This is a genomic window from Pseudomonas sp. rhizo25 (assembly GCF_031931935.1).
GTDB lineage: Bacteria > Pseudomonadota > Gammaproteobacteria > Pseudomonadales > Pseudomonadaceae > Aquipseudomonas > Aquipseudomonas synxantha.
In genome coordinates this window covers 113,972-140,118 of sequence record NZ_JAUJXA010000008.1, presented here as the reverse complement: position 1 = coordinate 140,118, position 26,147 = coordinate 113,972, and the positions used below count along the sequence as shown (strand labels likewise).

Sequence of the window (26,147 nt, the reverse complement as noted above, 5' to 3'; positions counted from 1 at the left end):
AACTTGCCGCTTGGCTCAATAGTTACCCCCGCCCGGTACAAGGGCCTGACTACCCTGCGTTTCCGTATTCACGCTGGAGCCAGGCCATGACTCGCGTCACCCCACCGTATTTTTTCGACGAATTTTTGCAACCCGTCAATCGTTCGACACTGAGCGAGCGCGAGCGCGCCCTGGGGCTTACGGTCAAGGACCTGGAATGGCTGCATGGCGTGTATTACGCCAGCGCTGCCAGCCGTCAGGATAGTCGCCTCCAAAGCCCCGCCATGCGTGTCGAAAAGCTGTTGCTCACGGTAGCGGGCAAAGCCGTGATCCCACTGGCCGGTGTGTTCCTGATGAGCCCCAGCCCGGACGGTAGCAAGGCCCTGCTGTATACCCCCTACGGCGGTATCCAAGTCTTTGACAGTCATGCCACGCTGCTCGCCGAGGTCAGCCAGGCACTGGCCGACCCGGTTCAGCGCGTCGAATTGCTCAGTTTCCTGTCGATCGCCCAGCGCAACAGCCTGCCGGTGGGCACGGCCATGACGCTGACAACCCTACTGGTCGAAGGTGCCGTCATGGCGGACCAGGAACAAACCCTGCAGGCCTGCCAGCAGGCCAACGTACACGCCATCCTGGCTCAGTTGCAGAAAACCCCGACCCTGTCCGGTATGCTCGACACCCTGCTCGGCATCATGGCCCATCCGTATTTCCCCGGCTTGGATCAACGGGATACGCGGGTCAATTGCTTTATGCAAAGCCCGACGGATGCCGACCGGCGCTGGATCGACCCGCTGCCGCTACGGGAAGCGCTCCTGCTGTTCTACGTGAAACACGCCTGGCCTACAGGGCAAACCCGCGAATTCTTCAACCCAAAGCATGTCACCACCGACTTCACCCCGACCCAGTTGCAACAAGACCGGGAACACTGGGAGCGCCTCGTCGAACAAACCTCCGGTACGCTGTCCAAACTGCTCGATAGCCTGCTGCAAACCTACTGGAACGAGGACATCGACGGTGGCACCTCGCGCCTGGAACTGTTTGCGCAAGTCATGGCCGACAAATTTCGCCTCGATATACTGCTCAAGCGCCAGGCCGGCATCCTTAGCTCCACCGATAGCCATATGCTCCAGGCCATGTTCCTAGACGACCAGGCCGCTCGCAGCGCCTACGCCGCCAACCTGAGCGTGGAAAAAGTGCGTATCTATGCGCCCTACCAGCACTACGTGGAATTGGCCAGCACCCTGATGCTGCACGAAAACCACGCCTATCTGTACACCCAATCCCGTGGCCTGCAGGTACTCCAAGACCTGGATGACCTCAAGGACACACTGTTGAGCATGCTCAAGGCCGCCGGACACGAAGATGAGCTGCTTAATTTCCTGTCCCTGGACGAACGCAACATCTTCATCGGCCTGGACCAGATAAACATTGCTGCGCGCCCCGTCACGGGGCATGTGTTTACCAGCATGATCGAAGACATTGCCGCCAAGCAGATCAGTAACATGAACCACGCCCTGGGCCTCTATCGCGCAAGCGCCGGCCAGGTGGACCTGGACGCCTTGCTCGATTACGCGTTGGACATCCGCACCATGCTCGACCATCGGCTGGTCGACCTGGAAACCAACGGGCGCTGGACGGTCCATCCTGTGACCAGCGGTAATGGCCGCCCCTCCACGGTCCTGGCCGAGCGCGCCAAGTTGCATCTGCGCCGCCTGCAAGCTGCCCAGGAGGGGTTAAGCATTGAGCTCGCTAAGCACCCGACACTGCGCGGCATGGCAGTCGTGGCGCTGGACATGCAACTGCAAAAGCACCAACTGGACCTCAAGGCCGATGAGGTCCACATCAACACCTACGCCTCCCGCGCCCAGCAGCGCGAGGAGCGTCCGGCGCTTTCGTCCCTGAGCATGGTTGAACACTTCATCCAGCGCCTGGCCCAGGAAAGCAGACCGCTGCCGGTGTCATCCAGGACGGGTTTCTACACAAAGCGCGACCAGGGTGTGGCCCAACAGCTCAATAACATAAGCCTCAAAAGCTTTAACGCCATCATCGAACAGGTGCTGAACGTGTTTGCCGGCCATGATCTGCGTGAACTCCCGCGTCTGTTCCTGGAAAACACCCGCGATAAACATGCGCACTCGATGCTGCTGGGCCTGCGCAGCGAGGCTGAACTACGGCTGCTGGGGAAAACCCTGCCGACCGCTCCCCATGCCATTCTGGATACGGTGTTGCGCACCGACAGCCTGGTGCGCCTGACCCGCCATGGGATCAACGGTTTCCTCCCGGATGCCTACGCACTGACCTTGCAACAGGGCACGTACGATACGCTGCTGCCGTTGGCCAACCTGTTTGTAATCACCGAGCGTGGCGGCCTTGACCCCAGGCGCTCGGGCCAGGCGACTCTATGGACGCCCCGGCGCGGCCATGAGGTATTTGCCTCGGTCCCGGCCCTGCTCCAGGCCCTCACCAAGCGCCTGGAGCATCCGATCAAACGCCTCTCGCTGCTGGAGAACCTGCCGTTTTCCCAACGCGTGCCTCATCGGCAGTATCGCCTGGGGCCACTGCAACGTATTGACGAGAACCTGCTGGATGATCGTCTGAAAACTTACGGCAACTGCGTCATGGACGCGGTGGATCATCTGTTGGCAATGGACCTGCCCGCGCGCGCCGTGCAGGACCGCCTGGATGCGGTCCTGCAGACGCCTGCCCCAACCAACCTGGGGCGGGCCCAGGCGTTGGCCGAGGCCATGGTCAACCAGCAGGCCCTGCCCGTCTGGCTGGCAATGGCGCCAGCCGCGGAGCAGATCCACCACGCCGAACTGCTGGAGCAATATCACAACAGCGCCCCCGAGGAAGAAGACTACCTGCATGGCATTACGACCATCCGCGAGCATACCTTTTCCGCGCTGCTGGAGCTGCTCCAGGCACGCTTTCCCAAGCAGACCATCAGCCCTGATAACGTGCTGATTCCCGTACACCAGGCCCTGGATATCCACGACTACAGCCTGACCGATTTTGCCTTGCGCCACTGGCCGGACCTGAACAGCCAGATTATTCGCCCGCGCTCACGTAGCGCCGAGCCCTTGCCCCCTACCCTGGATGCCAATGCGGTGATCCAGATGGTGCGGCAGTTGGACTTGAAATCGATCTACCAGAAGCACCTGCAAACTGCGCTGGGCACCAACACCGAGGCAGCCCGTGCACGCCGGCGTCGGTTCTGCCGGCAATTGCCTTGGCAGGTGTTGCAATATGCCCACGAGCAACATCTTCAAGAACGCCTCTCGAGCGAGGCCATGGGCCTGGTCCAGCAAGTGTTCGACATGCCCGACGGCCTGGCGCGCGCGGCGCTGGAGGGCGCGTCTGCGCTGATCCGGCCCGTGGAATTGGTGGCGACCGCAGGCGCCACTGCCGCCAAGGTACTGGGCATGTACCTGATCAGCGCGCCCAGCAAAGAGGCCGGCCCTGTGGTGCTGTATGCCCCCTACAGCGAGCACCATGTGCTCAAGCAATACGCCAGCGAACAAGCGTTGCTGGATGAACTGGAGCGCCCGGGCGAGCTGCAGGACTGGGCCCTCCAGCACCTGGAGGATCCGCACCAGGCCATTTACCGTGGCTTGTGGCAGGACAATCATCATCGCCCATCGGAAGTCCACCTTGCCTCGGCTCCGGTCATGGGTAACCTGCTGCATTACCTGTTCAGTGAAAACACGCTGATCCTGCTCAAGATGCTCGCCTGCCAGTTCAAAAAAGGCACCAAGCTGCTCTGGGACAAGGTCGTCGACCTACTCGGCAAGGGGATTCCCACGGCGGTGTACTTCATGGCGGGCAAACTCGCCTATCCGCTGGTGGTCTGGCGCAGCTACAAGCTGGTCAAGCGCTCGATGGAAGCGTTGCAACTGCACCAGTGGAAAGCCGCAATGAAGGACTTCATCCTGGCCGTGGTGCAAATGGCCTCGCTGTACAGTGAACTCGACGGCAGCGAAACCCCGCCGCCCGATGAGGCAGAGGTCGTCGACCTGCCGGAGGGCACACTGCCCACGGCCACCACCCTGGCCACCTTGGACCTCACCGCCACCTCACGTACGCGGTTGCAACAGTTCGAGGAACACGACATCGACCTGCAGGACCTTGAGCTGAACACCGCCTCCCATGTCTACAAGGACAAGACCAGCGCCAAAGACTATGTGCCACTGGGCGGCAAGGTGTATCCGCTGAAGAAAACCAAGGACCACTGGCGCCTGGGCGGCGACGATCAGCAAGGCCCTTACGTCGGCCGCAACGCTGAGGGGAGATGGGTGGTGGACCTGGCCATACACAAGCCGCGCTTCGGTCAAGCCTGGACGCGCCACAAAGTGCTGCGGGCCGAACGGCACGATATCAATATTGAAGCGCGGGGTATCAGGGCGATTGCCGCAGTGTCCAGCTGGAAAGCCCAGGCCATCGACGAAGCGCTGAATGTGGCGACCTACTATGCCGTTAACTGCAAGCGCAACATCCAGCACTTTGCAAACCTGCTCACGCCAGACAGCCGGGTCGGCCTGTTCTTGTGCGACCTGTTCGGCACCCTCAACCTGAGCCCAGACCAGGTCAGGAAAATCGAGCACATCGTCGACGGAATATTGGACGAGTTGAGTGACCCCACGTTGATCAGCGCTGACTCGATGCGTTTCGTCAGCGGCGCCAGCCTGGTGGATCCTACCAGTGAATACGCCATGGTGCTGGTCACTGACAGCGAACGCAAAGTGTATTTATTCGAGCGATTCTTTGATCCGAACATGTCGGATTACCTGGACAGGTTGAGCGTTCCCTTCGACATGTCGGCCCACGCCAGGGCCGCTACCCTGATCCATGAACTGACCCACCTGAGGTTCGAGACAGCAGATATTGCCTACCTGCGCAGCTTAGAGCCGTTTCGCGACCTGATCGACACCGCCAAGCCTGGCGCCCAGGCGGTGAAGACCCGCCAGGATGATTTGCAAACCACTGCCTTGTCCACATTGACGCCGGCCAGCGTATTGTTCAAGACGTGGGATGATGTTTCGAATACCTGGGAGGACTACGGTTTTTTCACTACCACCCACTACCTCAAGCGCAAAGTCCTGAGCACCACCGGTGCCAAGAACCTGATTGAAGCCAGGCAAATCTTTATGAGCAACGTTGACAAGCGCATTGACGTGATTCTATCCAACGCAGACTCAGTCACTTACCTGATAACGCATCTGGGGCGTATGCTTGATGTGGGGGCCTGAGCAGGCCCCCAGCGGGCAAATCAGTCTTTCTGGTCGCGCAGGACATTGCCGGAGGCGCCGTCGATACGGGCTTCATAGACAGTGCCGTCGGACTTGCGACCTTTGACTTCCCAGTAACCGTCGTTGTCGGCTTCAGCCGAATAGACCTCGACATACCCAGCCTTGGTCTTCGCCACTTCAATGGCCTTCTCAATAGGGATCCAGCCGGCGCCCGGCTTATCGGCCAGGGCGGCGCCAGCGCTGAGCAGCGCAGTGGTTGCACACAGGGCGACTAAGGTTTTCTTCAACATATTCGTACTCCATTGTGGGAATGCCGGACACTTGTCCTGATATTTTAGGTATTACCAAATAAGAATAAGTTCCAATTGATGTGCAATCGCCATGATGGCGGTTCTCGCCGCCTGCCTCGGGGGGTTAGAATGCGGCAAACCAGGATGAGTCAATGAGCGAAAAGCCCCTTTCAGACGCCGAATACGATGCGATCACCGACGCCGCCGCGCATTGGTGCATGCGCCTGCATGCCGCCGATTGCACGGCGAGCGAACGTCAGGCTTTTACGCAATGGCACGATGCTCATCCGCTGCACGCCTTCGAATATGCGGCCATGCTGGAGATCTGGGAGGTGGCCGATCACCTGCCCCGCCCCCCACCTGCCCCAACGGTGGCCCCCGTCAAGCCACGCAGCCGGTTACGCAACTACGCAGTGGCCGCAGCGGTCTGCCTTGGCGCATTGCCGCTTGCGGCCTTTACCGGCTGGGAAGCCGGTTGGTTGCCCAGTTCTTATGAACATTTCGAGGCAACCAATGGCCTGGAAAAAATCACTCTGGGCGATGGCAGCCAAGTGGAGTTGAACCTGGGCACCGAGCTGGTCTACAGCCACTACAAGGACCAGCGCCGGGTCACCTTGAAAAAGGGCGAAGCGTTCTTCAAGGTGACCCACGACCGCGAACACCCGTTTATCGTTCGGGCCGGCGAAGGCCAGGTGCGGGTAACCGGTACCCAGTTCAACGTCTGGGAATACGACGAACAGGTGCGGGTGATATTGCTGGAAGGCTCGGTGCAGGTTTCCAGCGACGCGGAGCACGCCAGTGTACCGCTGAGCCCAGGCATGCAGGCCAGCTTTCGCCAAGGTGACGACACCCCGCAAGTCGCCGCCATCAGCCCCGATGACAGCGCGCTGGCATGGCGCCACGGCAAGCTGGTGCTCGACAACCTGCCCCTGACGGATGCGCTGCCGCTGATCAACCGTTACCTGAAAACGCCGGTCATGCTCGCAGACGCCGGTACCGGCAAGATCCGCATCGGCGGCATCTACAATATCAATGAAGTCAGCAACCTCGTTCCCTCCCTGCCCAAGGTACTGCCGGTCTATCTGACCCAGAACCAGGACGGCAACCCCGTACTCAATTCCATCCCAGGTAAAACCCCCAAGGGTTGAGCCCCCATGCGGGAGTGGGTTCGCTCACGCCCGCAGTCTCAGTTTTGAAACACCTTCCGCCCCTGAATCGCCCGCATTGTGCGGATTCATCCATTTGTCATGGGCGGTGTTACATCGCTGAGACAGTGCGAGGTGAGGATGGGCCTGTCTCAAGCGCCGGGGGACTGTTTCAACGTTGAAACAGCGTTGCCATCACTTTGCCCGGCTTTAAACATAACCCACTGTAAATCAACAAAAAATCAAAAGCGGCACGGCTTCTGCTCTTTCCCTGACAACGCTGTTTAGGGTCAGCGTGAAGCATAAGGACTGCCGCCGTGAACACACTTGCTCAAGGTTCGATGACCGCACTGCTGGTCGGCTGTGTACTCAGCGCCGGTATCAGTATTCCGAGCTTTGCCGGTGACGGCGTTATCGTCACGGGTCGTAATGTGCAGGGGCATATGGTCGGCCGCCCGGCCTTCGGCCCCGACCCCTACCCCACTACCGCCAACGCCAACCCCAGCAAAGAGATCATCAACGCCCTGTCCGGCGAACTCAGCGACGCGGATATTGGCGGCATCAGCAGCGGCGCAAGCCTCGCCCGCTCCATCCAGCCCAATGCCAGTTTGTCTGGCCTTGGCACCACACAGCACGGCATGTCGACACTGGGCACTGGCGCAGCCGCCGGCCATGGTGCGGGCAACAGCATGGGCGGGCAGATCAGCGACTCGATCCAGCGCGGCATGGCGCCCTTGAACAACCTCGGCAACATGCTGGGGGGCAAGTGATGAATCGTGCCCTGTTGATGTTCGCCCTGCTGGGCAGCGCCTTGGCCATGGCCGACAACACCGCCGTGATCAACAACAGCGGCCAGCATTTCGAAGGTTTGATGTCGATCAACCAGGCGGCCGGCACTCAGCAGCAAAGCTCCAACAGCCGCGCCATGGCGTTCGGTGGCCAAGCCACCACCGTCGACATCCAGAACCTCAACGGCAAGGTCGACCCGGCCCTGAACGCCAAGGCGACGATCCAGGGCACCTCTTTTACCAATGGCAAAGGTGTACTGGGCGTCAACCAGTCGGCCGGGGCCAATAACCAATCGATCAATGCGCTGCGGATCAGCCTCAACCCTGGCCCGCAAAGCATCGATGACAGCGTCCTGTTGCAACAGAACACGACGACGCTGGCAACTGACTCAGGGCTCACCCCCACCACTGGCAGCCGCCAGGTCGTTACCAGCGACCAGGCCTTCACCGGCAGCCGAGGTGTGATTCAGGTGAACCAGAGTGCCGGGGTGGGGAACCGAGTGGCTAACACCCTGGGTATCACTATCAAGTAACCGCTTGGTAGACGTTAGTTAGACCGTACCAACACTTAACCCAACTAATTAGAAGCAAGGAGAAACACCATGAAACCTCAAATGGCGCTCAAACCATTGGTTTTCGCTCTCGCCGCGCTCATGGCTGCTGCTGCTCAAGCGGGTGGCTGGCATCCAACCCCTCAACCCACCGGCACTGTTGCCGCTGTCGTCACTGATGTGCAAAAAAGCGAACACAACAAATTCGACGACACCAACACCGAAAACAACGCCTCGGCCGATAACTCGGTCAACAGCAACAGCGGTAACGTCGGCGTCAACGCGCAATCGGGGTCCGGTAACCAGGCCGACAATGCCGGTGCCATCTCCAGTGCAAAAGGTGACTTTGCCACTGTGTTTGCGGTAATCGATGTAGATCAAGGCAGTTCAGGCAATAACTTCGTCAACAAAGGCACGCAAAACAACGCCTCTCTTGACGGTTCCATCACTGGTAACTCCGGCAACGTGGGTTACAACGGTCAGGCCGGGCAAGGCAACCAAGGTAAAAACAACCTGGCAATCACTACTGCCGATGGCAAGAACATCGCAGCGGCCTCCAACACCGAGCAAAACTCGCTCAACAACAGCTACCTCAATGCGGCCGCCAGCAGCCATGGTTATGGTGGCAAGCCGCAATACGTGTCCAACAACGCAAGCCTCGACAACTCGGTTAACCGCAACTCCGGCAACGTAGGCGTCAACCTGCAATCCGGTGCGGGCAACCAAGGCAGCAACAGCCTGGCGATCGGCCAAGGTTGCAGCGTCTGCAGCAGCAGCGTGCGCTTCTGATCCAACGGGGCCTTGGCAACAAGGCCCTATCTTATTCCAGTGTCCAGCAGGTGAACCGATCATGCGCCTCGCGATTCTCACCCTCCTGATGTTGCTCACCGGCACGACCTGGGCAGGCACCATGGCGATCTCCGCCATGCCCGGCGGCGCGGTGATCTACAAGAAGGTCGAGAGCATCCGTGAGCGCCGCTTCGCCAACCTGGTGGAACAGAAAACCGATTTCAGCTGCGGTGCCGCGGCACTCGCCACCATCCTGCGCCAGGCCTATTGGCTGGACGTCGACGAAGACCACATCATCAAAGGCATGCTGGTGACCGCCGACCAGGACCTGGTGCGAACCCAGGGCTTTTCCATGCTTGACATGAAGCGCTACCTCGAAAGCATCGGCATGCGTGCCCGCGGCTACAAGATCGCGCCGGATACCTTGCTGACCGTGAAAATCCCTGTGGTGGTGCTGCTGGAAATCCGTGGCTACAAGCACTTCGTGGTGATGCAACGGGCCGACAAGGACTGGGTATATATCGGCGACCCGGTGCTGGGCCACAAGCGCTATTCCCGTGACGATTTCGTCAAAGGCTGGAATGGCATTGTCTTCGCCGTGCTGGGTGAAGGTTACGACAAGGCCAACGTCCTGCTCGACCCGCCCATGCCGCTGACTGCCAAGAGCCAGATGAATGAGTTCAAGCCGGTGGGCGATGCAGAGCTGATGGATTTCGGTTTTATCCAGAGCGACTTCTTCTAGAAGCGCAATAAGGGGCAGGACGCCCCAGGAGCCGCAGATGAACACTTGCCGTTGGCTGACGCTGTTGTGCGTGGCAGCCTCAATGCCCGCTTATGCGTCATCGGGGTTTAAGCCTATCGAACTCAAGGACGCAGAAATGGCCGAACTGCGTGGCCGCTACGTAATGCCGGGGCGCATCATCAGCTTCGGCATCGTCATGAGCAGCAACTGGACCAATGCCGTCGGTGACAGCATCACCGGCACGGCCAACATGCAGATCGACAAGACCACTATCACCCCCCAGTTCTATGTGCAAACCACCGGTTCGACCGGTACCGGCATGCCTCCAACCACCGGCACCGGTAACGTGGTCGGGGGGGCGGGCCTGGGCAGCGGCCAGGGCGTGACCCAAAGTGTGCGCACGGCCGGCGATGGCAACACGGCCTACAACAACGTCGGCATCAATGTTGAAAACGGCGTTACCCCCGCCAATAACGTCCAATCCGGGCAGGTACTGGTGGCCGGCGGTACCGTGAGCGGTGACAGCGCAGCGGGCCGCGTCAGCGTATCGGCCAACAATGGCGGCGTGCAGATGGCGATCCAGGCCAACCACAACCAAGGCAGCAGCCTGCAGCAGATCGGTGGCGGCAACGTGCTGCAGGGTACGGTGCTGACCGGCAATACCAACCTTGTCAGAAATATCACTCAGATCAACGTGGTGATGAACAATAACGGCTTGAATAACGCCGCGTTGAATTGCAATTTGGATCAGCTCAAAGGCCTACGTACGCTCGGTTATTGAACTACGCTGACCCTTCGACACTTACGCATTAGTAAAGGACGGCTTATTTCATGCATCGATCGTTATCGCTACGTGCGGTGGTTTGTTTAAGTACGCTCTTGCCCGCATCCCTGTTGTATGCCGCGCCAGACGCCGATATCGAAGCCCTGAAGAGGGAACTCCTGGAACTCAAGCAACGTTATGACGTGCAGCAAAAAGCCTTGGCTGTGCTGGAGCAACGTGTACGTCAGGTAGAGGATCAACCGGCGACGCCCGCCCCCAGGCGCCTGGCCAAGTCACCTGCCGACTTCAAGAATGGCGGTAACGCTGTCGCGACCACGGGTACTGGAGCCGCAGCCGCCTCGGGTGGTGCAGGCAGTTCCTACGGCCAATCCCTCAAGGACGATTCGGCCCCGGCGCAAAGTGTGAGCAACCTCTACAACGAGGCCAGTGGCTTCTTCGGCAACGGCAAGTTCAGCGTTGAAACCGGCATCACCTATGCCCGTTATGACGCACGCCAATTAACCCTCAATGGCTTCCTCGCGCTGGACTCGATCTTCCTCGGCAACATCAACCTGGACCGGATCAAGTCCGACAGCTGGACCCTGGACCTCACCGGGCGCTACAACGTCGACAACCGTTGGCAGTTCGACCTGAACGTACCGGTGGTGTACCGCGACTCGACCTACCAGTCGGCCGGCGCCGGCAACGATGCCACCGCCACCTCTGAAGGCTCGGTGACCCGCGACCCGACCATTGGCGACGTCAACTTTGGCGTGGCCTACAAGTTTCTCGACGAAACCCCGACCCTGCCGGATGCGGTGGTGTCTGTACGGGTCAAGGCGCCCACGGGTAAAGAGCCTTTCGGCATCAAGCTGGTCCGGCAGCCCAACAACGACAACCTCTACCTGCCGGAAAGCCTGCCGACGGGCAACGGGGTCTGGTCGGTCACCCCGGGTATTTCCCTGGTCAAGACCTTCGACCCGGCAGTGTTGTTTGGTTCGCTGTCGTATACCCACAACTTTGAAGATTCGTTTGACGATATCAGCAGCGACGTCAACCAGAAGGTCGGCGGTAAAGTCCGCCTGGGCGACAGCTTCCAGTTCGGCGTCGGCGTAGCCTTCGCGCTCAACGAAAAAATGAGCATGTCGTTCTCGGTCTCCGACCTGGTGCAGCGCAAGAGCAAGCTCAAGCCGGACGGTGGCGACTGGCAATCGGTGGTGTCCAGCGATGCCAATGCCGGTTACTTCAACGTGGGCATGACCATTGCCGCCTCGGATAACCTGACCATCGTGCCGAACCTGGCGATCGGCATGACCGATGATGCGCCGGACTTTACCTTCAGCCTGAAATTCCCGTATTACTTCTGACTACACCCCGATAGCAGTGTGTCAGCCAGCTTATCTATAGCTGACACACCGCCATCAGCGAATCTGGTGTTTATGCAGCAACCGGTAGAACGTCGGCCGGGAAATCCCCAGCACACGCGCGGCGACACTGAAGTTGTCGCTGTGCCGGTTGAGCACATCGCACAGCGCCTGGCGTTCGGCGCGGTGCTTGTAATCTTCCAATGTCGCCATCGGCGCCGAAAGGGCCGGCTGGCCTTGCAACCCCAGATCAACGGCTTCGATCTGGCGCCCTTCGGCCAACACCAGGCCGCGACGCACGCGGTTGGCCAGTTCCCGCACATTGCCCGGCCAAGGGTGTTGCCCCATCGCCACCAGCGCGTCCTCGCTGAAACTGCGCGGGCGCCGGCCGGTTTCCCGGCTATAGAAACGCGAAAAGTGGTTGGCCAGCATCGCCACGTCGCCATGGCGCTCGCGCAAAGGCGCGGTGACCACTTGCAGGACATTCAGGCGGTAATACAAGTCTTCGCGAAAGGTGCCCTTCTCCACCGCAGCTTCGAGGTCGACATGGGTCGCGGCAAGCACCCGCACATCCACCGGGATCGGCTGACTGCCGCCGACGCGCTCGATGTGTTTTTCCTGCAGGAAACGCAAAAGGTTGGCTTGCAGCTCCAGCGGTAGGTCACCGATTTCATCCAGGAACAGCGTGCCACCGTTGGCAGCCTCAATGCGCCCCACCTTGCGCTGATGAGCGCCGGTGAACGCGCCTTTTTCGTGGCCGAACAGTTCGGATTGGATCAGGTGTTCAGGGATAGCACCGCAATTGATCGCCACGAACGGTTTAGCGTGCCGTTGGGATTGCCGGTGCAAGGTCTTGGCCACCAGCTCTTTACCGGTGCCGCTGTCGCCGCGGATCAACACAGGGGATTCAGTGGGGGCCAACTTGGCCAACAATTTGCGCAGTTCACGAATGGGGCGGCTGTCGCCCAACAGCTCGTGGGGCTCATCTACAGGCGCGTAACCCTTGCCACGCAGGCGCGCCATGCCGAACGCACGGCCGATTGTCACCTGGACCCGGGACACATCGAACGGCAAGGTGTGGAAGTCAAAGAACCATTCGCAGACAAAATCACCGACGTTCTGCAGGCGTAGTACATCCTGGCTGAGCACAGCAATCCACTCGGTGCCGCTGCGGCCAATCAATTCCTTGACCGCTTCGGGGCGCTCCAGATGGCTGGGCTGCAAGCGCAGCAGCCCCACATCGCAGGAGCGCTCACCTACCGCCTGCAAGGCACAACTGTCCACTTCCCAACCGGCCGTGCGCAGTCCGGGTAATAGGTCGTGGCAATCATCACAGGGGTCGACCACCAGCAAGCGACGTTGGACGGGTGTCACAAGCATGTCGATTCCTTGGCGCCAGAATTATTAAAGTTATTTAGAAACAATGGTTTGTGGCGCCTGGCGGTAACCCTAGCAAGATATTGACGCCTGCCTTGTACCATTTCGCTATAAGTGCGGACAAAAAACCATGTGGCGCTCGCAAGTTGCCGGCGGCGGAAACTTTCATTCAGCTTTCAAAACAGGCATTTAGATGATGTTAATCAGGGAAAGTTAAAATTTCTTGCTCTAGCATGTGACCCGCACCCCATCATCGTGCATCAGTACAAGTAACCCACCGCACGGTCAGCCCAACCGCCGGTACTCACTTGAATGGGCATACAGAGAGAAGACCCAAATGAACGCTCCGCTGCGCATCAACGAAGCTCTTTTGATTGCAGACCGTGCCTTCCAACCCTTCCAGTGCGTGGCCTGGCACGATGGCAATGGCGCCCTCAGCCTGAGCGTCATCGACCGTACCAATACCCGTATCGGCAGCAAACAGCTGTCATCGAAGACTTATACCGATCCAGCGCAATTGGAAAACCTGTTGTTGCAGGCTCGCGCCGAGCTCGATAAAGATGGCTACCAGTTGCAACACTGGGCAATGCCGAAGTAATTCACTACAACAACTTCCAGCCCTTGGGAAATACAGGCTGGAAGTTGTGCAGCGAGACTTCAGGTTTAACGTGCCGCGAGAATAAACCGTTCGAATGCCTCGGCAGCGCCGTCTTCGATATTACTACCGGTGACCACATTGGCCTGGCGCTTGACGGTTTCTTCGGCCTGGCCCATGGCGATGGATAAACCGGCCACTTTAAACATGGCCGGGTCATTACCGCCGTCGCCGATGGCTGCGGTCTGTTCAAGCGGCACCCCAAGATGCTCGGCCAGGGTTTTCAATGCTTCGCCCTTGTTGGCCAGCATCGCCGTCACGTCCAGGTACACCGGTTGCGAACGTGACACCTGAGCCAACCCTTGCACCTTCGGCTGCAATTGCGCCTCCAGCTCCACCAGCAACTGCGTGTTGTTACTGGCGGCGACGATCTTGTCGACACGATCCAGGTAGGGCTCGAAACTCTCCACCACCACTGGCCCGTACCCTAAGCCATCGGCTTCGCGCTGCACCATCGGCCCAGGCGGGTCACGGCGCAGCCAGTCGCCGTCGGCAAACACCCAGACCTCCACGTCCGGCTCGGCTGAAAACAGCGCCAGGGTGACCAGCGCCGCCTCTGCCGGCAGATGGTGCGCAACCAGGATGCTGCCATCCGGGTTGACCAGCGTACCGCCATTGAAACCGGCCACCGGCACATCGATGCCAAACGTCTCGATCAGATGCAGCATGGCCTTGGGCGGACGCCCGCTGGCCAGGCTGAATAGCACTCCGGCTTCACGCATCGCACGAATCGCGTCGGCGGTACGCTGGCTGAGGCTGTGGTCGGGATGCAATAAGGTCCCGTCCACATCGCTGAGAACAAATCGGATGGGATGAATCGTCGCGTCACTCATCCGAGGCTATGCCAGGTGCGGCCATCACGGGCCAGCAGCGCGTCTGCCGCCGCGGGGCCATCTTCACCGGCCTTGTACGTCTGGATGCCGTCATCTTCCTTCCACGCATCGAGGAACGGCTGCACGGCACGCCAACCGTTCTCGATATTGTCGGCACGCTGGAACAAGGTCTGGTCGCCGGTCATGCAGTCGTAGATCAGGGTTTCGTACCCCGTCGACGGCTGCATCTCGAAGAAATCCTTGTAGTCAAAACCCAGCTCGATATTAGCCATCTCCAGGGTCGGCCCAGGTTTCTTGGCCAGTAGGTCGAACCACATGCCTTCGTTTGGCTGGATCTGGATCTTCAGGTAGGTGGGCTTGAGCTCATCGACTTCGGTGTCGCGGAACTGCGCATAGGGCGCGTGCTTGAAGCAGATCACGATCTCGGTATCGCGAATGCTCATGCGCTTGCCGGTACGCAGGTAGAACGGCACGCCAACCCAGCGCCAGTTGTCGATCATTACCTTGAGGGCGACGAAGGTCTCGGTGCTGCTGTCGGGTGCAACGTTGGCTTCCTCGCGATAGCCTGGCAGCGCCTTGCCGGCGATTTCGCCGGCGGTGTACTGGCCGCGAACCGAGTTGGCTCGGGCATCCTCCAAAGACCAGGGGCGGATCGCACCGACCACCTTGGCCTTCTCGCCACGCACCGCATCGGCGCCAAAGGCGGCAGGCGGCTCCATGGCGACCATCGCCAGCAACTGGAACAGGTGATTGGGCACCATGTCGCGCAGGGTGCCGGTTTTCTCGAAGAAATTGCCCCGGGTTTCCACACCGACCGTTTCCGCGGCGGTGATTTGCACGTGGTCGATGTAGTGGTTGTTCCAGAACGCTTCGAACAGCACGTTGGAGAAACGGCTGATCAAGATGTTCTGCACCGTTTCCTTGCCCAGGTAATGGTCGATGCGGTAGATCTGCTTCTCGCTCATCACTTTGAGCAGGCACGCATTCAGCGCCTCGGCAGTGGCCAGGTCGGAGCCGAACGGCTTTTCGATGACCACGCGGCGAAAGCCCTCATCCGTTTCGTTCAGCAAGCCGGCGCTGCCCAGGCGCTGCACCACTTCACTGAAGAAGCGCGGAGCGGTAGCCAGGTAGAACACCGCGTTGGCGGTGCCGCTGTCGGCGATCTTCTGCGCGATATCAGCGTAGGTGCTGTCGTCGAGAAAGTCGCCCTCGACGTAGCTGATGCCCTTGGCCAATTTTGCCCACATTGCCGGGTCGAGGGCATTTTCGGCATTGCCGCGCACCTTGCTGGCGGCCTCGGTGCGAATGAAGTCCTCAAGCTTCTTGGCGAAGTCGGCATCGCTGATGGCGTTGTGATCAACGCCGACAATGCGCAGGCCATCGCCCAGCAGCCCGTCACGGCTCAGGTTATACAGCGCCGGCATGAGCAGGCGCTTGACCAGGTCGCCATGGGCGCCAAACAGAAACAGGGTGGTGGGGGGTGCGGGTTCGGCCTTGGGTTTCTTGCCGTTGGCGGTCATTTTTTTGAAGTCTCCACATGGCCACCAAAGCCGAAGCGCATGGCAGACAGCATTTTGTCACCGTAGGTGCTCTGCTGGCGGGAACGGAAACGCGCAAACAACGACGTCGACAGCACCGGTACCGGCACCGCTTGTTCCATGGCCGCTTCGATGGTCCAGCGACCTTCACCGCTATCGGCCACGGAACCTGAGTAGCCATCGAGCTTCGGATCGGTGGCCAGGGCGTCGGCGGTCAGGTCCAGCAGCCAGGACGACACCACGCTGCCACGGCGCCAGACTTCGGCGATATCGGCAACGTTGAGGTCGAAACGCTGGTCTTCCGGCAGGTTTTCCGAGTTCTTGGTCTTGAGGATGTCAAAACCTTCGGCAAACGCCTGCATCATTCCGTACTCGATGCCGTTATGGATCATCTTGACGAAGTGACCGGAGCCCGCTGGGCCGGCATGGATATAACCGTGCTCGGCACGCGGGTCGGCAGACGGCGAACGGTCCTTGGTGCGCGGGATGTTGCCCATGCCCGGCGCCAGGCTCTTGAAGATCGGGTCAAGGCGCTGCACGGTCTCGACGTCGCCACCGATCATCATGCAGTAGCCGCGCTCTAGGCCCCAGACGCCGCCCGAAGTGCCGACATCGACATAGTGCAGGCCCTTTTCCGCCAGGGCCTTGCCGCGACGCACGTCGTCCTTGTAGTTGGTGTTGCCGCCGTCGATGATCACATCACCGTTTTCAAGCAACTCGCTCAGCGCGTTGATGGTGTCTTCAGTGGGCGCGCCCGCCGGCAACATTACCCACACGGCACGGGGCTTTTGCAGGCCGGCCACCAGGGCTTTCAAGTCGGCGACGCCGGTAGCGCCCTCCTCGCTCAGGCCTTTGACAAAGGCTTCGTTACGGTCGTATACAACGGTGGTATGCCCATTGAGCATCAGGCGCCGCGCAATGTTACCGCCCATGCGGCCTAGTCCGATAATCCCCAGTTGCATGTGCTGATGCTCCTAACTGCTAAAAAATGTGTGACATAGTTTATAGCGCAATGAGGCTAATGAGGGTTAGTCCAGAGCGGATCCGTGTAGTTTCATGACAAAAAAACTGCCATCGTTTCACCATCACCCTCGGAAAAGTCACACGACCGCGAAAAATAAAAAAGTTCCCTTGTCTCGCAAAAGAATTCAAACTTGCTCCCGACTGTTGCTGGAAACCTGTTCCGGCACCGCGATCTACCGGCTATTTGCGAGGTAAGCAATGAGCACAGCACAGATGACCCGCCCGCCACAGACCCTCTACGTCAGCATCCGTCGCGATGAATTGCGTCAGTTGAAAGATGAGCGCGATCAGTTGCAGCAGGAAGTCCTGCGCCTGCGCTCGTACCTTCAAAGCCAGCTCGAATTGCCGTCTGACGCCAAGCCTGCGCTCTGCTGATCGCCTCTGGTTAGTTTGTAAGGCAATACTTACAGAAAACTCACAAAGTTTTCACACGCCTGTCCCGATACTCCCGCCCGCGATGCCGCTCACTTCCTGAGCGGCCCGATGTCGCGCGCCTGTGCGCGACAATCATTCTCTGATGGGGCGCTGGATGGCGATGTTCAAACGCAGCACGACGACTGCGAAAGGCTTTGATTGGGCCGGCCTTGGCTGGTTATTTCTGTTTTTCTGGTATTTCTCGGGTATTACTCAACTGCTAATCCAACTGACCGGCACCTCCGGCTTCAGTGGTTTTCGCCAAGCCTTCTTCATGAGTGCGCTATGGCTGGCGCCGATGTTGTTGTTCCCGCGTCGTACGCGCCTGCTTGCCGCGCTAATCGGCGTGGTGCTGTGGGCCTGCTCAATGGCGAGCCTGGGTTATTTCTTCATTTACCAGCAGGAATTTTCCCAGAGCGTCATCTTCATCATGTTCGAATCGAACATCTCTGAAGCCGGCGAATACGCGACCCAATATTTTGCCTGGTGGATCGTGCTGGCATTTATTGCCCACACCGCCTTTGCCGTCTTCCTCTGGACACGCCTGCGCCCTGTGTACCTGCCGCGCGGCCAGTCGATCGTGGCAGCGGTGGCCATCGTCCTGGCCGTTGTGGGCTACCCGCTGGTCAAGCAGATCGCTACCAGCGAAACCATGGAATTGGCCATCGACCGTTTCGAGACCCGTATCGAACCGGCTGTGCCTTGGCAGATGATCGTCGCCTACCGTCGCTACACCGAACAGCTGGACAATATGCAAGGCATGCTGACCAGTGCCAGCCAGATCCCGCCATTGAAGAACCTCAAGGACAGCATGGCCGGCCAGCCGTCCACTCTGGTGCTGGTGATCGGCGAGTCCACCAACCGCCAGCGTATGAGCCTCTACGGTTACCCGCGCAATACCACGCCGGAGCTGGACAAGCTGCGCGACCAACTGGCCGTGTTCGATAACGTCATCACCCCGCGCCCCTACACTATTGAGGCACTGCAACAGGTGCTGACCTTTGCCGACGAAGAAAACCCGGACCTGTACCTCAAGACGCCGTCGATTGTCAGCGTAATGAAGCAGGCCGGCTACAAGACCTTCTGGATTACCAACCAGCAGACCATGACCAAGCGCAACACCATGCTCACGACCTTTTCCGAACAGGCTGACGAGCAGGTGTACTTGAATAACAACCGCAACCAGAACGCCCGTCAGTACGACGGCGATGTGCTGGCGCCTTTCTCCAAGGCCCTGGCCGATACCGCTGAGCGCAAGTTCATCGTGGTACACCTGCTGGGCACTCACATGAGCTATCAGTACCGCTACCCACCGAGCTTCGACAAGTTCACCGACCGCCAGGGCGTGCCCGCGGGTGTCAGCGATGCGCAGTTGCCGACGTACAACAGCTATGACAACGCCGTGCTGTACAACGACTTCGTGGTCTCCAGCCTGATCAAGGACTACGCCAAGACCGACCCCAACGGCTTCCTGCTGTACCTCTCGGACCACGGCGAAGACGTGTTCGACTCCGTCGGCCACGACACCCTGGGCCGCAACGAAGGCAAGCCGACCGCGCCGATGTACACCATCCCGTTCATGGCCTACGCCTCACCGAAGTGGCGCGAAAGCCACGACTGGAGCTTCGCCGGCGACCTGCAGCGGCCGTACAGCAGCTCGCAGCTGATTCACACCTGGGCCGACATGGCCGGCTTGAGTTTTGACGAGCTGGACCACAGCAAGAGCCTGGTCAGCGACAGCTTCAAGCCACGTCCCTTGCTGATCGGCAACCCTTACGAAACCAAGCAGAAGGCGCTGATCGACTTCAGCCTGATCAAGCCAAAGAAGGCCGATAGCAGTGAAGTGGTGCTGAAGTAAACCTGGGCTCGGCGACAGAACGATACAATCATTCTCGTCCAGGCCTGAAGTTCTTCATCCCCTTGCGTCTTTGAACCCCTGCCCTGCCCCGTGCCTGCGAAGTTAACAAACTGTTAACTTCGCAGGCACTTTGCGTTAACTCCCACTTAATACGATACGTCCATAGTCGCCCCATGCTTCTGATCAAGGAACGGCCAGACACCTATCACTCTTAATGGGAATACTGCGATGAAACTCTCGACCTTGATGTTTGCCAGCCTGATGACACTGACCTCCGCCGCCGCCTTTGCAGAGGGCGGTTCAGAGCGTTCTAAGGAGTTCTACCAGAACTTCAGCTTCATTCAGCAACAAACCCATGGCGCAGCTGAACAGCGAATGGCCTCCGCAGACGGTAAGACCTTGAAGGTCGACACCGTCAATGAGGAACAACCGAACAGTTGATTTAATGTTGATTTAATCTGCAACACCCTGCGCCATTCCGCTCCGTTGGCGAAGGTATATTGGGCGCCACTTAACGGCGCCCTTTTTTTCGCTTGGTATTTATTAAAGCGACTTGCTCCAGAACAACATACGTCCATGACTCGGATCAAATACTGAATCATCGAAACCGAACTTTCGGTAGGCCGACTGGGCCAGTTCATTGCCTTCGAGCACTTCCAGGGTGATCTTGCAGCAGCCGCGCTGCCGAGCGATTTCCTCGACCTTCTGCAGCATTTTCTGACTCAACCCCAAGCCACGAAACCTATCCATCACCACCACGTCGTGGACGTTGACCAGCGGGCGGCAGGCAAAGGTTGAGAAACCTTCAAAACAGTTGACCAACCCCGCCGGTTCGCCACCGATAAACGCCAGGACGCTGAACGCGTGTGGGCGCTTGGCCAACTCGGCAGGCAGCTGCTGCAAGAGATCGGCCGGCAAGGTGTGGCCGCCGCCCATCGAATCTTCAGCATAATGATTGAGCAACAGGCCAATGGCATCGGCATGCACGGCGTTGGTGTAGCTGGCTTGCAGCACCAGGATGTCTGGGGTGTCCATTTCCTTCCTCGATAACGACAACCAGGGATTCGTTTCCCTTTGAGAGCTGCGATTGTAAGCGCGGAGTCGGCAACAGATGAAGGAGATTAACTACAAATGCCCGACAGAAATCGCGAAGCTTGAACGCGTCAAAACCTGCAAACATCCCTGAAACGGCGATTTTTCCTAGACGGCGAAGCGTTGCAACTGCATCGCCTGCAAACGGCTCAGGGTGCGACGGAAAGGAAACTCCAGGTAGCCTTCGGTGTAAAGGCCCTCCAATGGCACCGCGGCGTCGATAAAGAGCGGCACCTTGCGGTCGTAGCATTCGTCCACCAACGCGATAAAGCGTCTCACGCTGTCATCGTGTACCGACAGCTGCGGCAATTCGCGATCCCCCGCCACTACACGTTCGACGCCGTCCTCGGTGCCACGGGCAATCCGCCCGGCACGCCTCCGTGCGCTGAGGTTGGGGACGTCACCCAACAGGATGGCCTGGTAGCGATCACACAGCAGCATAAAGTCCATGGCGGCCAGGGGTTGCTCGCACAGCTCGGCATAACGACACCAGAGCACCCTGTCACTGGCCTGTACCGCCACGATAGAACGGTGACCTACACTCACTGCCCCGCTGATCACACGCTGCCCCAGGCTTAATTGGTTGAACACCGCAGCCAGTGCAGCCGGTTGGTTCACCCAGTATCGCTGCATGCCTGCACCGGGATGCAAGCGATGGTCCTCGCCTCCGTCCACTGCCACCACCTGCATGTGCTGCTGGACTGCAGCGATGCCCGGCAGGAAACGCTCGCGATTGAAGCCATCGGCGTATAGCTGATCGGGCGGCTGGTTAGAGGTGCACACCATCACCACGCCCTGCTCGAACATCACCTGGAACAGGCGACCGAGGATGATCGCGTCACCAATGTCATTCACAAACAGCTCATCGAAGCACAGCACCCGCACCTCCCGACTCAACTCCCGGGCCAACGCCCGCAACGGATCCTGGGTTCCCGTGAGCTGGAACAAACGTTGGTGCACCCACCCCATGAAGTGATGAAAATGCTGGCGTCGTGCGGGAATACGCAGGCTTTGGTAGAAATGGTCCATCAGCCAGGTCTTGCCGCGGCCTACCGGCCCCCATAGGTAAACCCCGGCAATCGGCGAACGGCCTTGGTGCAAGACCTCGTGACAGGCTTGCAGGGCGTGCACCGCCTGCTGCTGGGCATCGTCAGGGACGAAACCTTGCTGGGCGATGGCATGTTGGTAAGCGGCGAGCGGCGAGTCGAAAGTCATGTGTGCCAGTATGACTTACGCGCAGATATCCAGCCGTGAAATCTTGCCCTGTTCGTTCAGCCGAAAGGTGTAGCGCAGCTCAAGCGGACTGCCGGGGAAATTACCGGAGACGATATTGCTGACCAGCACTTTGCCGGTGCGTTGCTGCACGCTGAGCACCTCGACCCGTGGCTGGTAGCGGCGGCCGGTATCTTCCATCCAGCGTGCAATGGCGGCCGTACCCACCTGATGTTCGCCTTCATCGAATACATTGGCATCGTCAGCGAAACACTGGGGGATCGCGGTGATGTCGCCGGTATTGGTTGCTGCAATATAAGCCACGATGGCCGGGGCCAACTCGGGAAAAGACATGGCACAACTCCTTGCCTGGATGATTTGTGACGCCATGCTAAGCCACGGGTGTGTCAGTTTTTGTCAGGAGTAAACGGCGCGGACTCTTGCTGCTCCATCAGCTTGCGCCAGCCTCGCAACAGGTCGCTGCGCCTCCCGGGGTAACGCTCACCCTGGGCATCGGCGCTGGCCACGCGGTCGGTGCGAAAGGTGCGATAGGCACTGCGCAACTCGCACCACGCCACGATCACCCGCGCCTCATTGAGAAAGCCCAGAGCCAGCGGCCAGATAAGGCGTTGGCTCTGGATTTGGCTGGCGTCGGCGTAGCTGATATGCAGCTTGGCCTGATGGCGAATAGCATCGCGAAACACGTTAAGCGGGACGCGGTTTTCCGGGTAGCCGAAGCCGGGAGGTCCAGGGAGCAGCGTCGGGTTACGCAACGCCTCTTGAGCCGCAGGGTCCAGTACATCGGCGATCTTCGCCAGGGCGTTGGCGGCGGCACGGCTCAATACGTCATCGCCGCGCTGGTCTACATAACGCAAGCCCAGCACGACCGCCTCGGTCTCTTCGGCGTTGACCATCAGGGGCGGCAGAAACAGGCCGCTGCGCAATACGTAGCCGACCCCGGCCTCGCCAAAAATCGGCGCGCCCAAGGCGGTCAATTCAGCGATATCGCGGTACAGCGTGCGTTCCGATACTTCCAGTTGCGCCGCGAGAACGGCGGCGGTGACCGGGCGTTTTCTGCCCCGCAGGGCCTGAAGCAACGTTAATAGGCGAGTGGTGCGCGACACGTTGATGCCACCAGAATCAGGGATAGAGGTGCGGCAGCTTAGCAGAGGTTCCTGTCAGCAAATGTCAGTACTACGGGCTCGATAGCGACCTTCGAGCCGGCCGCTTTCAAGACCTCTAACTCCGTCAGAAATGCCATGAATGTGGGAAAGGGCTTGCCCCCGATGAGCATAGATATCTACACAACTTCGTAGCAGCCGACGGTAACCACGATGCGCAGCGAGCCGCTCTTGATCTTGATCTTGATCTGCTTTTGATCTCAGGCGCCCCGTTAAACCACGCTGGCCGGAATTCGACAGGGATTTGGGGGGTAAACCGGCAGGGATGCCGGTTTAGCCGCCCCGCGCCATGGATGGCGCGTGGCGGCGGCCCCCCAAATCCATGTCGGATTACGGGCACACCGAGCCTGAGCGAGGTGCCGAGTGGTGGGGCGAAGCGTTTTTGGTTACTTTTGGCGCTCTTCCAAAAGTGACCCGCTGTAAGAGCGGAACCAATAGTGGCCGTTACCTAAACAATGGATATGTACTTGGTCTGATCCAACATTCTGGTCGGCTGTCAGGCCGCCATCGGGGGCAAGCCCCCTCCCACATTGGATCAGGGCGCTGGTTAGATAACGGTCGGCTGTAAGGCCCCAGCGGAACCAAGCCCCCTTGGATTGAAGATCACCCGCTCAATAACCGCCGGCAGCCACCCTGCCCCCAAATTACGCCAGGCTCTTGCTGACCACCTCGAACACATCACTGGACAGCTCGCCGGAGGCAAGAATGCGCTCCAGTTCCGCTTTCATCAGCGCCTGCCGCGCGCTGTCGTATTTGCGCCAGCGCGTCAGCGGCGCCAGTTGGCGCGAGGCGATCTGAGGGTTCAGGGTATTGAGCTGTATCACCAGGTCCGCCAGGAAGCGATAACCCGAGCCGTCCGCGGCATGGAAGTTGACCAGGTTCTGCCCGGCAAATGCACCGATCAGCGCACGCACCTTGTTCGGGTTCTTGATGGTGAATGCCGGGTGCTCCATCAGTGCCTTGACCCGTGCCAGCCCGCCCGGCAAGGTGCTGCCGGCCTGGACGCTGAACCACTGGTCCATCACCAACGGGTTGTCCTTGAAGTTCTCGGCAAACACCGCCAACGCCTGGGCTTTTTCCGCCTCGAACGGCGAGTTCACCAGTACCGCCAGGGCGGTCAGGCGCTCGGTCATGTTGTCGGCAGTATCGAACTGATCCAGGGTGGCCGCGAGTACTTGCGGCTTGCCGCTGAGCATCAGGTACGACAACGCGATGTTTTGCAGGGCGCGACGGGCAAAGTGCTCGGCCTCCGCCACGTACGGCGTCTGCTTGGACAGGTCGCGGTTGGCCTGGTAACGCAGCCACAATCCTTCGAACAGGTTGTCGGCCAATTGCTTGCGGGCATACTCACGGGCGGCGTGAATGGCATCCACATCCGCCACATCGCTGATTTCTGCCAGGTAGGCTTCGCTCGGCAGCGAGAGCATTTCCGCGACCATGGCCTGGTCCAGGCTTTCATCGCTCAAGACAGTGCGCAGCGCGTCGATAAGGCGCTGATCCAGCTTCAGCGGCTGACCCGCCTGATGTTGGCCGATCAGTTCCTGCAGCACCTGCACCGACAGTTGCTGACCGGCATCCCAACGGTTGAAGCCGTCACTGTCGTGCTGCATCAGGAACATCAGCTGGTCACGGTCGTAAGGGAAGCTCAGTTTCACCGGCGCCGAGAAGCCACGCAGCAGCGAAGGCAAGGGTTTTTCGGCTATGTCGACGAAGGTGAAGGTCTGCTCGGCTTCAGTCACCGAGATCACCCGGGAAGTGCCGCCAGCCGTCGCCTCACCGGCCAGGCGCAAGGCAATACCCGCGCCCTGCCCGTCCAGCAAGCCGAGTGCCACCGGAATCACGAACGGCAGTTTCTCGACCTTATCCGGGGTGGCCGGGCAGCTCTGGCGGAAGGTCAGGCTGTAGGTCCTGGCCGCAGCGTCATACGACTCGCTGACCGCCAGACGTGGCGTACCGGCCTGGCTGTACCAGCGTTTGAACTGGCTGAGGTCGGCACCATTGGCGTCTTCCATGGCCTTGATGAAGTCATCGCAGGTCACGGCCTGGCCGTCATGGCGCTCGAAGTAAAGGTCACTGCCTTTGCGGAAACCGTCGGCGCCGAGCAAGGTATGGAGCATGCCGACTACTTCCGAGCCCTTTTCGTACACGGTCAGGGTGTAGAAGTTGGAGATCTCAATAAAGCTTTCCGGGCGCACCGCGTGGGCCATGGGCCCGGCGTCTTCGGCGAACTGGTGGGTACGCAGGTAGGCCACATCCTGAATGCGCTTGACCGTGGCCGAGTTCATGTCGGCAGAGAAGCCCGAGTCACGGAACACGGTGAAGCCTTCCTTGAGCGACAGCTGGAACCAGTCTCGGCAGGTCACGCGGTTGCCCGACCAGTTATGGAAGTACTCGTGGGCGACGATGGCCTCGACCCGTTGGTGGGCGGCGTCGGTGGCGGTTTCGGCGCGAGCCAGCACGGCGCTGGAATTGAAGATATTGAGGCCCTTGTTCTCCATGGCGCCCATGTTGAAGTCGTTGACCGCCACGATCATGAAGATGTCGAGATCGTACTCGCGGCCGTAGGTTTCTTCGTCCCAGCGCATGGATTTTTTCAGGCTGGTCATGGCGTGCTGGCACTTGTCGATGTTTTCCGGTTCGACGTAGATGCGCAGTGCCACTTCACGGTTGGTCATGGTGGTGAAGCTGTCTTCCACGCACCACAAATCACCGGCCACCAGCGCGAACAGGTAGGCCGGCTTCTTGAACGGGTCTTCCCAGGTCGCCCAATGCCGGCCGTCTTCGCCGGGGCCGCTGGCAATTGGGTTGCCATTGGACAGCAACACCGGGTAGCTGTGCTGCTCGGCGATCACTGTGGTAGTGAAGACGCTCATCACGTCCGGACGGTCGAGGTAGTAAGTGATCTTGCGAAAGCCTTCGGCTTCGCACTGGGTGCAGAACATGCTGCCGGATTTGTACAGCCCTTCGAGGGCAGTGTTGGTTTCCGGGTGGATCTTGACGGTGGTGTCGAGGGTGAAGGTTGCACTCTTGGGCTGCACGGTCAGGTGGCTGTCGGTCAGCTGGTAGTCAGCGTCCGTCAGTTCCTGGTCAGCCAGGTTCACGCTCAATAGCTCCAGTTGCTGGCCATCGAGCACCAGCGGCGGCAGGCCGGCACCGCGCTCGGGGTTGCGGCGCATCACCAATTGCGCGTGGACCAGGCTGTGGTCCTCGAACAACTCGAAGGTCAGGTGCGTCTCGTCAATCAGGTAGTCCGGCGCCTGATAGTCCTTAAGGTAGATCATCTTCGGTTGTTCGGTGCGCATGCTTG

General features: G+C 59.6%; 22 protein-coding genes. 12 read left to right on the top strand and 10 right to left on the bottom strand.

The annotated features are described in order from the left end of the window. Positions 1 to 86: 86 nt before the first annotated feature. Positions 87 to 5,225 (top strand): dermonecrotic toxin domain-containing protein, encoded by a 5,139-nt coding sequence (locus tag QZR30_RS18500; RefSeq protein ID WP_311903862.1) that lies wholly within the window; start codon positions 87 to 89, stop codon positions 5,223 to 5,225. A gap of 20 nt (positions 5,226 to 5,245) precedes the next feature. Here QZR30_RS18500 and QZR30_RS18495 read toward each other — a convergent pair whose 3' ends face one another. Further along, positions 5,246 to 5,515, bottom strand: coding sequence for a PepSY domain-containing protein (locus QZR30_RS18495; RefSeq protein WP_059397573.1), 270 nt, complete (start codon positions 5,513 to 5,515; stop codon positions 5,246 to 5,248). A gap of 152 nt (positions 5,516 to 5,667) precedes the next feature. Here QZR30_RS18495 and QZR30_RS18490 point away from each other — a divergent pair, with 152 nt between their 5' ends. The 7 genes from QZR30_RS18490 (at position 5,668) to QZR30_RS18460 (ending at position 11,660) form a co-directional block, all read left to right on the top strand. Next, the gene (locus QZR30_RS18490; RefSeq protein WP_056845822.1) at positions 5,668 to 6,663 is read left to right on the top strand and encodes a FecR family protein; all 996 of its coding nucleotides are present in this window, start codon (positions 5,668 to 5,670) and stop codon (positions 6,661 to 6,663) included. A gap of 338 nt (positions 6,664 to 7,001) precedes the next feature. Further along, positions 7,002 to 7,430: a hypothetical protein gene (locus QZR30_RS18485; RefSeq protein WP_419178865.1), complete on the top strand. Its 429-nt coding sequence runs from the start codon at positions 7,002 to 7,004 to the stop codon at positions 7,428 to 7,430. Then, the gene (locus QZR30_RS18480) at positions 7,430 to 7,981 is read left to right on the top strand and encodes a hypothetical protein (RefSeq protein ID WP_056845820.1); all 552 of its coding nucleotides are present in this window, start codon (positions 7,430 to 7,432) and stop codon (positions 7,979 to 7,981) included. Before QZR30_RS18485 ends, QZR30_RS18480 begins: the two co-directional genes overlap by 1 nt. Before the next feature lie 69 nt (positions 7,982 to 8,050). Then, positions 8,051 to 8,788, top strand: coding sequence for a hypothetical protein (locus QZR30_RS18475; protein ID WP_046072360.1), 738 nt, complete (start codon positions 8,051 to 8,053; stop codon positions 8,786 to 8,788). Positions 8,789 to 8,849: 61 nt separating this feature from the next. Further along, entirely contained in the window at positions 8,850 to 9,530 is a 681-nt protein-coding gene (locus QZR30_RS18470) for a C39 family peptidase (protein ID WP_056845819.1), read from the top strand. A gap of 37 nt (positions 9,531 to 9,567) precedes the next feature. Then, on the top strand, positions 9,568 to 10,311 hold the full coding sequence (locus QZR30_RS18465) for a hypothetical protein (protein WP_311903858.1): 744 nt from the start codon (positions 9,568 to 9,570) through the stop codon (positions 10,309 to 10,311). Positions 10,312 to 10,361: 50 nt separating this feature from the next. Continuing rightward, entirely contained in the window at positions 10,362 to 11,660 is a 1,299-nt protein-coding gene (locus QZR30_RS18460) for an autotransporter outer membrane beta-barrel domain-containing protein (RefSeq protein WP_056845818.1), read from the top strand. 54 nt (positions 11,661 to 11,714) lie between these two features. On the opposite strand, the gene QZR30_RS18455 is transcribed toward QZR30_RS18460, so the two are convergent. Then, positions 11,715 to 13,037 (bottom strand): sigma-54 dependent transcriptional regulator, encoded by a 1,323-nt coding sequence (locus QZR30_RS18455; protein ID WP_046072356.1) that lies wholly within the window; start codon positions 13,035 to 13,037, stop codon positions 11,715 to 11,717. Positions 13,038 to 13,371: 334 nt separating this feature from the next. Here QZR30_RS18455 and QZR30_RS18450 point away from each other — a divergent pair, with 334 nt between their 5' ends. Then, positions 13,372 to 13,632: a hypothetical protein gene (locus tag QZR30_RS18450; RefSeq protein WP_043051608.1), complete on the top strand. Its 261-nt coding sequence runs from the start codon at positions 13,372 to 13,374 to the stop codon at positions 13,630 to 13,632. A gap of 65 nt (positions 13,633 to 13,697) precedes the next feature. Here QZR30_RS18450 and QZR30_RS18445 read toward each other — a convergent pair whose 3' ends face one another. The 3 genes from QZR30_RS18445 to gnd are packed head-to-tail and all read right to left on the bottom strand — an operon-like array spanning position 13,698 to position 17,022. Further along, the gene (locus tag QZR30_RS18445; protein WP_056845816.1) at positions 13,698 to 14,522 is read right to left on the bottom strand and encodes a Cof-type HAD-IIB family hydrolase; all 825 of its coding nucleotides are present in this window, start codon (positions 14,520 to 14,522) and stop codon (positions 13,698 to 13,700) included. Then, positions 14,519 to 16,042, bottom strand: coding sequence for a glucose-6-phosphate dehydrogenase (gene zwf / locus QZR30_RS18440; RefSeq protein ID WP_056845815.1), 1,524 nt, complete (start codon positions 16,040 to 16,042; stop codon positions 14,519 to 14,521). Before zwf ends, QZR30_RS18445 begins: the two co-directional genes overlap by 4 nt. Beyond that, positions 16,039 to 17,022 (bottom strand): phosphogluconate dehydrogenase (NAD(+)-dependent, decarboxylating), encoded by a 984-nt coding sequence (gnd, locus tag QZR30_RS18435; RefSeq protein ID WP_046072353.1) that lies wholly within the window; start codon positions 17,020 to 17,022, stop codon positions 16,039 to 16,041. Before gnd ends, zwf begins: the two co-directional genes overlap by 4 nt. Positions 17,023 to 17,281: 259 nt before the next feature. Between gnd and QZR30_RS18430 the strand changes: the two genes are divergently transcribed. The 3 genes from QZR30_RS18430 (at position 17,282) to QZR30_RS18420 (ending at position 19,796) form a co-directional block, all read left to right on the top strand. Beyond that, a complete protein-coding gene (locus QZR30_RS18430) occupies positions 17,282 to 17,458 on the top strand; it encodes a DUF6026 family protein (RefSeq protein ID WP_156382907.1) in 177 nt (58 codons plus the stop codon). Between the two features lie 154 nt (positions 17,459 to 17,612). Then, a complete protein-coding gene (locus tag QZR30_RS18425) occupies positions 17,613 to 19,355 on the top strand; it encodes a phosphoethanolamine transferase CptA (RefSeq protein WP_046072352.1) in 1,743 nt (580 codons plus the stop codon). A gap of 228 nt (positions 19,356 to 19,583) precedes the next feature. After that, complete coding sequence (locus tag QZR30_RS18420) at positions 19,584 to 19,796, top strand: hypothetical protein (protein ID WP_046072351.1); 213 nt, start codon at positions 19,584 to 19,586, stop codon at positions 19,794 to 19,796. Between the two features lie 102 nt (positions 19,797 to 19,898). On the opposite strand, the gene QZR30_RS18415 is transcribed toward QZR30_RS18420, so the two are convergent. The 5 genes from QZR30_RS18415 to pepN all read right to left on the bottom strand — a co-directional run bounded on the left by QZR30_RS18415 (position 19,899) and on the right by pepN (position 26,142). After that, a complete protein-coding gene (locus tag QZR30_RS18415; RefSeq protein WP_046072350.1) occupies positions 19,899 to 20,390 on the bottom strand; it encodes a GNAT family N-acetyltransferase in 492 nt (163 codons plus the stop codon). Between the two features lie 165 nt (positions 20,391 to 20,555). Then, positions 20,556 to 21,662 carry a cell division protein ZapE gene (gene zapE, locus QZR30_RS18410; RefSeq protein ID WP_046072349.1) on the bottom strand — a complete coding sequence of 369 codons (1,107 nt, stop codon included), beginning with the start codon at positions 21,660 to 21,662 and terminating at the stop codon, positions 20,556 to 20,558. A gap of 15 nt (positions 21,663 to 21,677) precedes the next feature. Continuing rightward, positions 21,678 to 22,013 (bottom strand): nuclear transport factor 2 family protein, encoded by a 336-nt coding sequence (locus QZR30_RS18405; RefSeq protein ID WP_043051616.1) that lies wholly within the window; start codon positions 22,011 to 22,013, stop codon positions 21,678 to 21,680. 53 nt (positions 22,014 to 22,066) lie between these two features. After that, positions 22,067 to 22,783 carry a helix-turn-helix transcriptional regulator gene (locus QZR30_RS18400; RefSeq protein ID WP_311903849.1) on the bottom strand — a complete coding sequence of 239 codons (717 nt, stop codon included), beginning with the start codon at positions 22,781 to 22,783 and terminating at the stop codon, positions 22,067 to 22,069. A 701-nt stretch (positions 22,784 to 23,484) separates the two neighbouring features. Continuing rightward, positions 23,485 to 26,142, bottom strand: a complete 2,658-nt coding sequence (pepN, locus tag QZR30_RS18395; RefSeq protein WP_059397578.1) for an aminopeptidase N — start codon at positions 26,140 to 26,142, stop codon at positions 23,485 to 23,487. Positions 26,143 to 26,147: the final 5 nt, after the last annotated feature.

Bases quoted from the DNA above. Each gene is read 5' to 3' on its own strand.
- QZR30_RS18425 (WP_046072352.1), top strand. From the start codon at position 17,613: ATGGCGATGTTCAAACGCAGCACGACGACTGCGAAAGGCTTTGATTGG.
- QZR30_RS18470 (WP_056845819.1), top strand. From the start codon at position 8,850: ATGCGCCTCGCGATTCTCACCCTCCTGATGTTGCTCACCGGCACGACC.
- QZR30_RS18480 (WP_056845820.1), top strand. From the start codon at position 7,430: ATGAATCGTGCCCTGTTGATGTTCGCCCTGCTGGGCAGCGCCTTGGCC.
- QZR30_RS18460 (WP_056845818.1), top strand. From the start codon at position 10,362: ATGCATCGATCGTTATCGCTACGTGCGGTGGTTTGTTTAAGTACGCTC.
- QZR30_RS18450 (WP_043051608.1), top strand. From the start codon at position 13,372: ATGAACGCTCCGCTGCGCATCAACGAAGCTCTTTTGATTGCAGACCGT.
- gnd (WP_046072353.1), bottom strand. From the start codon at position 17,022: ATGCAACTGGGGATTATCGGACTAGGCCGCATGGGCGGTAACATTGCG.
- QZR30_RS18495 (WP_059397573.1), bottom strand. From the start codon at position 5,515: ATGTTGAAGAAAACCTTAGTCGCCCTGTGTGCAACCACTGCGCTGCTC.
- QZR30_RS18475 (WP_046072360.1), top strand. From the start codon at position 8,051: ATGAAACCTCAAATGGCGCTCAAACCATTGGTTTTCGCTCTCGCCGCG.
- QZR30_RS18420 (WP_046072351.1), top strand. From the start codon at position 19,584: ATGAAACTCTCGACCTTGATGTTTGCCAGCCTGATGACACTGACCTCC.
- QZR30_RS18485 (WP_419178865.1), top strand. From the start codon at position 7,002: ATGACCGCACTGCTGGTCGGCTGTGTACTCAGCGCCGGTATCAGTATT.
- zwf (WP_056845815.1), bottom strand. From the start codon at position 16,042: ATGACCGCCAACGGCAAGAAACCCAAGGCCGAACCCGCACCCCCCACC.
- QZR30_RS18455 (WP_046072356.1), bottom strand. From the start codon at position 13,037: ATGCTTGTGACACCCGTCCAACGTCGCTTGCTGGTGGTCGACCCCTGT.
- QZR30_RS18405 (WP_043051616.1), bottom strand. From the start codon at position 22,013: ATGTCTTTTCCCGAGTTGGCCCCGGCCATCGTGGCTTATATTGCAGCA.
- zapE (WP_046072349.1), bottom strand. From the start codon at position 21,662: ATGACTTTCGACTCGCCGCTCGCCGCTTACCAACATGCCATCGCCCAG.
- QZR30_RS18430 (WP_156382907.1), top strand. From the start codon at position 17,282: ATGAGCACAGCACAGATGACCCGCCCGCCACAGACCCTCTACGTCAGC.
- QZR30_RS18500 (WP_311903862.1), top strand. From the start codon at position 87: ATGACTCGCGTCACCCCACCGTATTTTTTCGACGAATTTTTGCAACCC.
- QZR30_RS18465 (WP_311903858.1), top strand. From the start codon at position 9,568: ATGAACACTTGCCGTTGGCTGACGCTGTTGTGCGTGGCAGCCTCAATG.
- QZR30_RS18415 (WP_046072350.1), bottom strand. From the start codon at position 20,390: ATGGACACCCCAGACATCCTGGTGCTGCAAGCCAGCTACACCAACGCC.
- QZR30_RS18445 (WP_056845816.1), bottom strand. From the start codon at position 14,522: ATGAGTGACGCGACGATTCATCCCATCCGATTTGTTCTCAGCGATGTG.
- QZR30_RS18490 (WP_056845822.1), top strand. From the start codon at position 5,668: ATGAGCGAAAAGCCCCTTTCAGACGCCGAATACGATGCGATCACCGAC.
- pepN (WP_059397578.1), bottom strand. From the start codon at position 26,142: ATGCGCACCGAACAACCGAAGATGATCTACCTTAAGGACTATCAGGCG.